Raw genomic sequence first — 12,764 nt, 5'->3', positions numbered from 1 at the left:
GAATCTCAATAACTATTTGTCTTTAGTTAATGAGATTTCTTTGCTTTCTGTTTTAAATGTATTTGTTTCTTTAGTTACAGAAGTCCTAAGTGGGCATTTAGAATATATGGTTTATTCGATTCAGATGTGTAAAACATTATTATTAACCTTATATCCATAAAGTTTATGAAAAATATAGTTCAAATAGATGCCGATTTTGTTGAGAAAAACACTGATTTCCCAAATTTAATTGCTGACCTAGAAAAAATGTTTGCAAATAAAGAGCTTTTGGTACCAATGCGACATCATCATGACTTCCCTAATCCGGAAGTTGGTTTGGAATCGACTTTATTATTAATGCCCGCTTGGAATCCGGGCAAGGAAGCCGGGGTGAAAATAGCGACGGTTAGTCCTGCGAACGGAAAGTTTGATTTACCTGCCATTCAAGCCATTTATATTTATTTAGATGCCTTAAAAGGTTCTATCAAAGCGATCATAGAGGCGAAAAGTCTAACAGTAAAACGTACTGCTGCAGCATCAGCTTTAGCTTCAAAGTATTTGAGTAGAAGGGATTCCAAATCTTTATTAATGATTGGAACTGGGGCGCTATCTCCAAATCTTATCAAGGCTCATGCCAGTGTAAGACCTCTAGAACAAGTTTATGTTTGGGGAAGAAATTTCGATAAAGCGAAGGCTATTTGTGAGGGATTAAGTGAGGAGGATTTCAAAATAACGCCTATAAAAAATATTGAAGATAAAATTAGTGAAGTGGATATCATTTCCTCTGCTACCCTTTCGTCAACACCACTTGTTTTGGGCCAGTACCTCAGACCTGGTCAACATGTTGATTTGGTTGGTGCTTATCGAACTGATATGCGAGAAGCTGATGATGATGCCATAAGAAAATCTGAGGTGTTTGTGGATACTTATGCCGGTGGATTAAAAGAAAGTGGTGATATTGTTATTCCGTTAAAGACTGGGATCTTGACTGAAAAAGACATCAAAGCGGACTTGTTTTTAATGGCCACCAATAAACATACAGGGAGAAGTGATGATAAACAGATTACTTTATTTAAATCTGTAGGACATGCCCTGGAAGACTTAGCTGCTGCCACACATTATTATAATTTGTTTAAGAAATAATAAGGAGTTGATTCTTGAAATTGAAGCAATTAAAGAATATTGTTGAACAGAGTCTTTATGTAATACTAAGTAACCACGATTTGACTTTTAATTCAATAAAAGATTATTCTAACATTTTAAATATTAGAGTATTTAATGATGATCGTCAATTAATTAAACATGAAAATTAAAATGTAATGAAAGCTAAACTGAATACCTTATTTGCTATAATTGTTTTGTCGCCTTTTATGTCTCTCAACGCTCAGATTTATGAGGAGCCATTAGTGAATGGTATCCTATTTGTCCCGTGCGCTGAAATGCCCGATTTAATGATCAATTATCGAGAGGATTATAAATCTTTAGCAATAGCTTACATTATTCATTCTTCACCAGAATATCGAGAAAGATATAAAAAGCTCTATAACGATTATTTAAAAAAATTGGATAAGATCGATTTTGAAGCTTTGCCTCAAGAATGTAAGGTTGATTATGTGCTTTTTAAAAGGGATTTAAATGAAAATATAAGACTATCGGATGTAGCTAGTCAAGAGTATAATAAAGTAGAGAAGTGGTTTCCATTTGCTTCTAAAATTTTTGAAACAGAAAAATTAAGACGTCGGGGCACTAAATTAGATGCACAAAAATTAGCTTTAGAATTGGCTGCAATGAATAAGCAAATTAAGAACTTAAGCTTGGATCTGGAAAAAGAAAAAGATTTCACGCTTTCTAACATTCATACAGGAAAACAAATCGTAAAGGATGTAAAGAAGGCTTTAAAAAGTGTTTATGATTTTTATAATGGATACGATCCTCTGTTTTCTTGGTGGATTCCTATACCCTATGAGAATTTGGATGAAACTCTAGATAACTATGCTTCAAAGTTTGAAGAAAAAATGAGTAGTCCACAATTTTTACAGGATGGTAGTGGAATAGCTGGTAAGCCAGTCGGAAAAGAAGAATTGACAAAAAGCCTCAATTATAATTATATCCCATATTCTCCGGAAGAATTAATAAAAATCGCCAATATTGAATTGGATTGGAGTCAAAAGGAAATTTTAAAAGCTTCGAAAGATCTTGGATTTGGAGATGATTGGAAGGCTGCTTCGGAGAAAGTTAAGGAAACTTACGTATCTCCTGGTGATCAGCCTGAGATGATAATCAGACTTTTCGAGGAATCTATTAAATTTATCAGAGATCATGACCTTTTGACTATTCCGTCTTTGGCAGAAGAGGTTTGGGGTATCCAAATGATGTCTCCGGAACGGCAACTAATTGCACCTTTCTTTTTGGGGGGAACATCAATTTTGGTTTCATATCCAACAAATACGATGGAAATTGAAGATCGCATGATGAGTATGCGCGGGAATAACCCCCATTTTTCAAGAGCTACCGTACATCATGAATCTATTGCCGGACATCATCTTCAAGGATATATGAACAATCGGAATAGAGCTTATCGTAATTTCCATACCCCATTTTGGCTTGAGGGAAATGCATTATATTGGGAGTTTTTATTGTACGATATGAAGTTTCCTGAATCGCCTGAAGATAAAATAGGCATGTTGTTCTGGCGCATGCATCGAAGTGCGAGAATCGTTTTTTCACTTAATTATCATTTGGGTAACTGGACACCTCAGGAATGTATCGATTTTCTTGTAGATAGGGTGAATTTTGAAAGAGCGAATGCGACTGCGGAAGTAAGACGTTCTTTTGCTTCTACTTATAGTCCATTATATCAACTAGCCTATATGGTTGGTGGCCTTCAGTTTTGGGCAATGAAAAAAGAATTAGTGGATAATGGAAACATGTCAATAAAGGAATTTAATGATTCTGTTTTGCAATTAAACGCAATGCCCGTTGAAATGGTCAGAGCTATTTTAACAAATCAGGACATAAAGAAAGACTTTAAAACAAAATGGAAATTCTATGAGAAATTATAACTAATTTTTTAATATCAATCAGAATAACATTATCTAAGTGACTTATATCTCTGCCTATGGAGTGGATAATCCTTCCTGTCTAATGGAGTAAGTAAAGCTAAGGCAATCGAATTGTTCTCGTCAGTCTAATTCACTTCTGTGTTCTTCCCTTCCATTTTACTGTCTTCATTAATTAGTCGTTTCCGCATTTGTTTGATTTTTGACAGTGTACCAAATCAAGTGCATTAAGAAGATTCTGCTCGGAGGGTATTTGTTTTTAAACATTATGCAAATATTTTGAGCAATTGGAGATAATATTAAAGGCATCTTTCGATTTCTTTTATAATTAACCTCAAAATGCCCTACTTGGTTTTGAGGTGCGACAAATTGCCCTATCCCATAAAAAGACAATGTTTGTATAATATATCACTATTGTCCGGAAAAGAATTAAGACACTTCGACAAGCTCAGTAACCACCTCTTCGCAGATAGAACCAAGAATAAAGACTAAACACGTAATTAATTGAAAATAAGGGCTGTGAAGCTCATAATTAGAATGGGTTATGATGTTTTAACAGTAGTTTTCAAAAAACTCGAAATGAGGCAGGTTGAGGGTCAAAAACATTGAAAGACCTTTATTTATTACTCTTCTTAGTAGATCAACACAGCTTTAATCGGATAACAATGATAATATATCTAAAGAAAAGATGTTTTCAGTAATCTGAATTATCATGAAAATAGGACAGCTCCACAACTTAATACTATTTATGTCATGATGCTTTAGAGTATCCGATTAAATTATTTCAAGGGCTGAAAATGAAGATTTATGATCTGATAAAAAAGTGATGCTTTATTATATGAAAAGAGCTGCCATTTTATCAATGACAGCTCTTTTTGGCTAATTCAAGTAAAATTAAATGATTTACTTGATTTGTGAATTGGTTTGAATCTCAGATAATGGTATTGGCAAATAAGCATGTGATGCCGCATTGAAATTAGTTCGCCCTGCAGCTTGCATGGCTTGGTCTAATAGTCCCCATCGGCGTAAATCAAAGAATCGAACCGATTCTAAAGTCAACTCCATGGTTCGTTCATGAATGATTTGAGTTTTAACATCTGCTTTCGAGGTGGCCGTTATTGGAGGCATATAGCCATGGACTTCTCTTACCTTATTAATGAATGGGATCGCTTGAGCTGTTGCACCGGTTTCGTTTAAAGCTTCGGCATACATCAGTAGTACGTCAGCATAGCGCATTAATACCACATTAACACCAACATAACTATTGTTAGAAACATAATTTGGCAACCATTTTCTGAAGTAGGCTGCATTATCATTGGTGTCTCCGTATGTCTCATTCATGAGGACATCCCATGTGCTGCCTTGCATTTGTTTGGTGCTTGTGTTATTATAAAATGGGTCTTTAAAATAAAGCGAGCCATAAAGTCTGTTGTCATATAGTCCATTGCTGGCAATCTTGCCTTCTTTTTTCATTTCATTGACCACACTCATCGTGGCTGCAATGCCGCCCCATCCGCCAATGGACCAATCGCCTACAAAAGCATGTAATCTTGTGGAGTTGTTTGATGTGGCATCTGCAGTTTTAAACTGAAGTTCAAAAATGGATTCGCTATTATTTTCATTTTCGCCATTAAATAAACTTAAATAATCAGACTCTAAAGCATACGTTCCAGCAGATCCATCAACAATGGATTTAAACGCCAGTACGGCATTGTCAAAATCATTAGCTTCTGCTGAGGTGGCGTCTCCAGCTTTATACATATAAGCTTTTCCCAAATAGGCCAAAGCTGCACCTTTAGTGGCTCTTCCTGGTTCAGTGTTTTCAACTGTTTTTAGCATCTCTGCAGCTTGTTTGAAATCGCTAATGATGACTTCCCAAGCTTCTGGTCGCGAGGATAAAGGTTTGTCTAAAGTTTCATTGGAAATTAATTCTGTTCTTAAAATGATCTGCTCATAAAGTGTTAGTAATTTGAAATGATAGTAAGCTCTTAAAAACGTCGCTTCTCCAATGATTTGTTGTTTTTCAGCATCTGAAATTTGATCAGAAGTCATCTCTCCAACTTTGGTAATAACTTGATTGGAAAAATTCAATCCTTTATAATTTGTGGTCCATATCACATCTAAAAAGGTATGGCCATTAGTGTAATTGAAGTTGAAGATAGACATCCAGTGGGAATAATTACTGGCATCTGGCCCTGGTAATGCATAATCCGATCTGAAATATTCTACGACCGGACGTCCTTCTTGCCAGCCATCCCAAAAATTACTTCTGGATTCCAATTCTGAATAAGCCGCCACTAAACCCGATTGTGCATCTTCGGCATTTCTCCAAAAATTGGATGAGGTCAATTGGTCGGGCGGTGTTTGCTCTAAAAACTCATCATCGTTACATGATGTTGATAGCGACAAGGTTAAAGCAACTATAACTAGTTTATATATGTTTTTCATTTTGTTCTTTTTAGTTATTGTTAAAATCCAAATTGGACTCCAAAAATTAGAGACTTATATTTCGGATATAAATTAATATCAATACCTCTTGATAATACACTTCCGCCAACTTCAGGGTCTAAGCCGCTGTAATTAGTAAAGGTGAATAAGTTTTGACCTGTAAGGTAAACGCGGAATTTGTCAACCGCTAACGTTTCTAGAACATTTGCAGGTAAGGAATATCCTAATTGGATCGTTTTAATTCTCAAATAATCACCTTTTTCTAAAAATCGGGTTGACGCTCTACTATTTCTATTAGGGTCGCCCAATATGGCTCTCGGGATATCTGTATTGGTATTTGAGGGTGTCCATGCATTTACCGCTTCGGCTCTAAAATTTCTTCCAGTATCTAAGCTCAATAATCTGAAGTCATTACCATTGTATATTTTGTTACCACCAACACCTTGGAAGAATATGTTGAAATCAAAACCTTTATAATCGGCCGATAAACTTAAACTATACTCATATTTCGGAATGGCTGTTCCTTGGTAGGTTTCATCCTTTGAATCGATTTCACCATCACCATTTTGGTCAACAAATCTAATGTCTCCGGGAGCGGCGTCTGGTTGCGCGCCATGGGCATCTACTTCAGCTTGCGTTTGGAAAATACCATCGGCTACTGGTAAAAAATAAGCACCTGGCTCATAACCTATACGCGTTTGATTGACAAAATGGTCTGATCCAAATAATAATCCAATACCGTACAAGTTTTGATTAGCGTTGCTTAATCGTGTCACTTCACTATTTACAGTCGTAAAGGTTGTGAAAGCCGAATAATTGAATTCGCCGTTCTTATTGGTGTATCCCAATTCAAACTCCAAACCTTTATTCTTAAATTCTCCCACATTTACAACGGGAGGGTTGACACCGCTGGATGGGGCAACTTCCTTGATAATCAGCAAATCTTCGGTAGTGGTTTTGTAATAGTTGACGGAACCCTTTAATTTGTTTTTAAAAGTGGCAAAGTCAATACCAAAATTTGAAGAGGTGTTTGTTTCCCATTTTAAATTATCATTCTGCAAATCGCGAGCAATACTTCCTAAATAAGAGTTCTGTGGACTTCCAAACACGTAACCGCCATTACTTCTACTTTTTCCTTGAGATATGAGCGCGATATAGTCAAAATAACCTAAGGCACTATCATTTCCTGCCTGACCCCAGCTATAGCGCAGTTTTAGAAAGTTGAAAATCTCTTGATTTTTCATGAAATCTTCATCTGTTATTTTCCATCCAAGTGCGAACGATGGAAACGTTCCATATTGCTTGTTCTTTCCAAATTTTGAACTCCCATCCCTACGGATACTTGCTTGTAATAAATAGCGATCATTATATGCATAATTAATTCTACCAAATTGCGAAACTAAAGCGTATTGTGCATTAGTGCCTTGTGCGGAAAAAGTACCATCGCTAAACGCATTTAACGTATTAAATCTCGGATCGAGTATGGTAGCCGGTACTTTATTGCCTTCGTCATCAAACTTATAACCTTCTGCCTGTACAAAAGTTTCTTTGAAGGGCTCAGAAATTCTTTGATAACCTGCCAATAGATTTATGGAATGTTTCTCAATGTCAAATTTGTAATTCAGCGTATAATCTTGATTTAGCCTTCTAAATTCTCTGTTATGCTCAGACACATACGCAAACTCATTTTGAGGATTGTCATCAATATCCCTTACTTTAAATGCAGGGTGGAAGGCATAAGTATAATTATCTGTATTAGATAAAGAGTAATTGGCGTTGGCATTTAATCCTTTAATTATTTCGTAGTTGAAGCTCACATTTCCTAAGAAATACTTCAGCTTAGTGTAGCCATTAAGAATGTTAGCTTCCCCTACAGGATTGCGGTGGTCTGGCAAATCGCCAGTTCTGTAACCATAGCCTGATGGTTTGGAGGCATCATATACCGGAATTAATGGCGATATAAAGTAAGTTTCGCGCAATGAAAACTTATAATCTTCTTGATTGGTCTCTGTGTAATTTAAACCAGTGTTGATTTTTAGTTTCCCTCTGGTAATGCCCATATTGGCATTGATGCCTTTTTTAGTAAATCCAGAGCCAATAAGAATTCCTTTTTCGTCAGCGTAGCTACCTGCTACACTATAGTTGATATTATCTGATGCGCCGCTGACGCGAAGGTTCAGTAAATTTAATTGTCCAGTGCGGTGGGTTTCATCAATCCAATCGGTGTTAACATTTGGAGGGTTTTGAACATATTGCGGTAAGCTTACACCTGCATTTTCATACATTTGTTTATGTACAGAAACGTAACCGTTGGCATCTAATAATTTCATCTCTTCTCTTGGGGTATTGGAGCTGATGGAGCTTTCAATTTCGATTTTTGCCTTACCTGATTTGCCTTTTTTAGTGGTTATAATAATGACGCCATTGGCAGCTCTTGTCCCATAAATGGCGCCAGAAGCAGCATCTTTTAACACTTCTATGGATGCAATATCATTGGCATTAAGAAAATAGGGATCTGCTTGCACGCCATCCACAATATAAAGGGGTTGGTTATTTCCAAAACTTCCGATACCTCTAATGGTAATATCGGAGGTTGCTCCCGGGCTTCCCGATGAAGAGGTTACTGTAACTCCGGCAACTCTACCTTGTAGGGCATCAACAGGATTTGTGGTAACGACTTTGTTCAGATCTTCGCTTTTAACAGAGCTTATGGCTCCAGTAACATCACTTTTCTTTTGGGTGCCGTAACCAACAATAACGACTTCGTCTAAATCTTCAGCGCTTTCTTGTAAAGTAAGATTGATAGTGGATTGGTTGCCTACCGTAATTTCTTTAGTAGCAAAACCCATAAAACTGTAAACTAATACGGTTTGGCTGTTTGGAACTTCAATAGTGTAGTTTCCGTCAAAGTCAGATTGGGTGCCCACACTTGGGTTACTTTTAATGATAATAGTTGCTCCAGGAACTGGAAATCCAGAATTATCTACAATAGTTCCTTTTACAATAATGCTTTGCGCATATGAATTTGTCACAAATCCAAAAGACACAAACATAAAAAGCAATAAAAACAGACCGTTTAAAGTATGCTTTTCATTTTTTGATTTTTTGTTTTTCATCTTAATAATTTATTTGTTAGTTAGCTTGAAACTCGATTTTAACTTAAGTTTAAGGCTTCCAAATATTAAATTATTTTGAGATAAAACATGAAAAAACACCTTTACTTGACCTTTACATTCTATTAAAATAGTAGTGTTTGTAATGGTTAGGTGTTAAATCTTCAAATAAAATGTGAAATTGCTGATAGGACTAAATAGCCAGAGCGGAAGGGTCTTTATAAATTTTGTTTTTATATGAAGATGCCAGAAATTACTTTGTGACTTAGATATCTTCCAGGAAACTGACCAAGTTATCTTTACTGTCTAGACCTAATTTTTTCCTTAATCGGTGTCTTCCTATTTCAACTGAATTTACAGAGATGTTATTGATGTTTGCGATCTCTTTGGAGCTTAATTTGAGTTTAACTTGAACGGCCAACTGAACATCTTTATCTGTTAATTTGGGAAATCTTTCTTTCAGTTTATATAAGAAATCGCTTTGTAGATTTTCGATATTGGAATGGAATCGTTGAATATCTTCATTGAAATCAAACTTAAAGGTGTATTCTTTGATAAGCGCCTCGATGTTCTTTTTGAGTTCATTCAAATCGGTGAATTTGAGATCTTTTAAAGACTTCGTCAGATCCTTATAAATCGTTGTTCTTTGAGAAATAAACAAAGCCAAATTGGTCAGTTCGGTCATTCGAAACTCTAGTTTGTGTTCGAGGTTTTCGCGTTCTAGCGCTTGGGTTTTTAGTTTCTCTTTGGAAAGCTTGTGACTTTGCAAGTAGATTGCTTTTTTCTTTTTAATATTATTCCATAGTCCTACAATCACTAGCATAGCTATAATTGCCAATAATAAAACACCAATCAATAAATAATTCCTTTTTTGGGCTTCTAAATTACGTTCTTGTTCCAGTAATTTAATTTCGGACTCGCGTCGTTCCGCCTCATACAAAATGCGCATTTCAGCCAACTTTTCGCTTTTATTACTTGAAAACACCTCGGAAATGCCTTGGGTGTATTTCATGTAATAGTTGAAGGCCTCTTTGTAGTTCTCTTTTGCCAAATAGTAATCTGACATAATTTTGTCATTCTCTATAATCAACTCCTTGTTGTTGCTTAGGGTTTCGATAATGTTTCTAGATTCTTCTAACAATGCAAAGCAGGCCTCATAATTTTTAAGTTTCAGATATACGAGGGCGAGCTCATGGAGGATATCAACTTTTTTGTGTTCGTATTTAATTTCGGTGGTAATCTCCAATGCCGACTCTAGGAACGTATTGGCTAAATCGAGTTCATTAATTTTACGATAGCAGATGCCCATGTTTTTCATAGTTTCTGCAATCCGGTCCTTATTATTGGAATCTTTGATGAGTTCTAAAGATCTTTTGAAAAACGATAAGGCCAAATTACAGTCATCTTTACTCTCATAAATTAAGCCGATACTATTGTAACTGTAGGCAATGCGTTGTTTGTCGCCAATCTTCTCATGGATTCTTAAGGTTTCCGTGTGATATTCTAAAGCTTTATCAAAATAGCCAATGTCATAATACAGCCAGCCCAATGTGCGCAGAGTGAAGGCGAGATCGTAATCATTTCCAATTGCTTTTCTGATTTCTAAGGATTGTAATCCAAATTGCAAGGCTTTATCATAAATATCATTAAACAAATAGCCTTGACACAAATTTATTAGGGCTAATCCTTCCTGATCTCTATCTTTAAACTCAATTGCTAATTTTAAAGCTTCCGTTCCATATTCTATAGTTTTATCAGGATTGACAACCCAGTATATTTCAGCAATCCTATTTAAGATAGGCGTTTTATTTATTTTTTTTGAGGTGGGTAAAATGGTTAGCAAGCTGTCCAGTTCCTGTTGTGAGTCGGTTGGATTTTCATCCCAGATATTCGTTTGAGATTGGGTAGTAAAATAGAACCCTATAAAGGCGATAAGAATAAGCGTAATCAGTTTGTTCATTAGTCAAAATTTGTAATTGTCAAAGAAATGCCTTTATTATTAGCGTGATCTATAGGTTTACAAATATCAACAATAATAACTAATCTTTTTTTCTAAAAAAACGATTTGTAAGGTTAAGTAAAGGTAAGTTTTGAGTTATTATTGATAATAATTCGCAATTTGTGGGCTTGAAGTTTATGAAAAATTAATAATTTGAAATGGTAATAAAGATGGATATAAAAAAGGTGATAAAACCTATACTTGTTTATGTTTTGGTATTTAATTTAAGCTGTAATACCTCTAAAGAATCTCTGAAAATTCATGAGACATATGATTTCCTAGATTTCAGTGAGAACATTTTAGATTATCATATCACACCTAAAGATGCTTTTGATAGAACAGGTTTGATGTTTTCTGATCAAGGCGCTTGGTTTGCCTATGGCATGCATGACGAGTCAGATGAGTCTTTCGGTTTTTCAGGCCCTTTTTTAATGACCCAACAAAATGGGGTTTGGTTGAGTACTTCGCTTATGAATGCTACCATTAAAGTGAATGATAACTTCGAATCTTTAACGCGCGACCATTCTTATAGCTTTGCAAGTCATTTAGAAAATGGCTATTCTGGTAATTCTTTAGCGGTTGATCAAACCTTGCTTTTTAAAAACGGGCATACGGCTTTAGTGCGGACCAGAATAAAAAACACGGGTCAAGAATCTATTCATATAGAAGTGCTTTGGGAAAGTGCACCTGTTTTGATTGATGGGATTTTATTGTCACAAGATGAGAACACCATCGAAATAAACTCTACAAAAACGAATGCCAAAGGCTATGTTTCTTTTCCAAAAGACACCCAAGTTGAGTTAGTAGATAGTTTGCAATATAAGGCAGGCAACAGTTTTAATCTAAAGCCTAATGAAACCAAAGACATTGTGGTTGCGCAAACTTTTATTTTTCCTGAATATTCTTGGGAAGAAGAAAGCAAGAAGATCAAAAATGAATCTTTTGATTCGATTTTCAAGGCTCGAAAAGAGGAGAAAAACACACAGTTAAAAGCACTGATTGAAAATAGAGCATCAGAATTTAAGGATGCAAAATACGCTGGGGTTTTGGCCAAAGCACATCTGACTTTGCAAAATAATTGGCGTATTCCTTCTGGAGAGCTCACTAACGAAGGCTTGTTTCCGAGTTATCATTATAGAGGCTTTCACGGATTTTGGGCCTGGGATTCCTGGAAGCATGCGGTCGGATTGGCTTATTATAATGTTGATTTGGCAAAAAATCAAATGAGAGCCATGTTTGATTTTCAGAGTGATGATGGATTTATCGTCGATTGTATTTTCCGAGACACCACAATTGAAGCGCATAACTATCGCGATACCAAACCACCACTTTCGGCTTGGGCGGTAGTTAAAATTTATGAAAAAGATAAGGATGTCGACTTCGTAAAAGAGCTCTATCCTAAAATCAAAAAATACCACGAATGGTGGTACAACAAGCGTGATCATGACCAAGATGGTTTATGCGAATATGGTTCTACTGACGGCACCGTGATTGCGGCAAAATGGGAAAGCGGAATGGATAATGCCATCAGATTTGACGATTCTAAAATTCTTAAAAATGAAGAAGGCGCGTATTCGCTCAATCAGGAAAGTGTCGATTTGAACGCTTATTTGTATGCTGAAAAACTGTATTTAAGCGAACTCGCTGGGATTATAAATAATCAAGAAGATGCAAATACCTATAAAACAGAAGCTGAGGTATTAAAAAATAAAATCCAACAGCAATTCTATGATCCTGAAGATGGTTGGTTTTACGATACAACGATCGATGGTGGCACTTTTATTAAAGGTGCAGGAAGCGAAGGCTGGACCGCACTTTGGGCAAATGCCGCCACGCAAGAGCAAGCCGAGGCTGTAAAACTTAAGATGATGAATCCTGAAAAATTCTATACGAAAGTGCCTTTTCAAACGATGAGTGCCGATCATGAAAAATTCAATCCTTTAAAAGGTTATTGGAGAGGACCAAATTGGTTGGATCAAGCTTATTTCGGCGTAAAAGGCTTGCGTAATTATGGGTTTAATGACGAAGCTGATAAAGCCACACACCAAATTATTGAAGGCGCCAATGGTGTGTTAGGTAAAGGACAAGCCATTCGTGAAAATTATCACCCCATCACGGGCGAAGGACTAAATGCTGAAAATTTCAGCTGGAGCGCAGCACATCTCA

Annotated in this window: 6 protein-coding genes; 3 read left to right on the top strand and 3 right to left on the bottom strand. The window is 36.1% G+C overall.

Annotated features, from left to right (window positions below; genetic code table 11):
• Window positions 1–165 precede the first annotated feature (165 nt).
• Window positions 166–1,122, top strand: coding sequence for a bifunctional Delta(1)-pyrroline-2-carboxylate/Delta(1)-piperideine-2-carboxylate reductase (gene lhpI / locus ACOH2D_RS16295; protein ID WP_449535900.1), 957 nt, complete (start codon window positions 166–168; stop codon window positions 1,120–1,122).
• Window positions 1,123–1,298: 176 nt separating this feature from the next.
• Window positions 1,299–3,041 (top strand): DUF885 family protein, encoded by a 1,743-nt coding sequence (locus ACOH2D_RS16290; protein WP_449535899.1) that lies wholly within the window; start codon window positions 1,299–1,301, stop codon window positions 3,039–3,041.
• 900 nt (window positions 3,042–3,941) lie between these two features.
• Here ACOH2D_RS16290 and ACOH2D_RS16285 read toward each other — a convergent pair.
• From ACOH2D_RS16285 to ACOH2D_RS16275, 3 genes are all read right to left on the bottom strand, one after another.
• Complete coding sequence (locus ACOH2D_RS16285) at window positions 3,942–5,486, bottom strand: RagB/SusD family nutrient uptake outer membrane protein (protein WP_348035396.1); 1,545 nt, start codon at window positions 5,484–5,486, stop codon at window positions 3,942–3,944.
• Window positions 5,487–5,506: 20 nt separating this feature from the next.
• Window positions 5,507–8,602, bottom strand: coding sequence for a SusC/RagA family TonB-linked outer membrane protein (locus ACOH2D_RS16280; RefSeq protein ID WP_449535898.1), 3,096 nt, complete (start codon window positions 8,600–8,602; stop codon window positions 5,507–5,509).
• Between the two features lie 262 nt (window positions 8,603–8,864).
• A complete protein-coding gene (locus ACOH2D_RS16275) occupies window positions 8,865–10,559 on the bottom strand; it encodes a tetratricopeptide repeat protein (RefSeq protein WP_449535897.1) in 1,695 nt (564 codons plus the stop codon).
• 209 nt (window positions 10,560–10,768) lie between these two features.
• On the opposite strand from ACOH2D_RS16275, the gene ACOH2D_RS16270 reads away from it, so the two are divergent.
• Window positions 10,769–12,764 (top strand): MGH1-like glycoside hydrolase domain-containing protein (locus ACOH2D_RS16270; protein ID WP_449535896.1); only part of this gene is annotated, 1,996 nt, incomplete at its 3' end.

It is taken from the genome of Gelidibacter sp. (assembly GCF_053579655.1).
The sequence above is the reverse complement of the archived record's forward strand: the minus strand, read 5'-3'. Positions and strand labels throughout refer to the sequence as shown.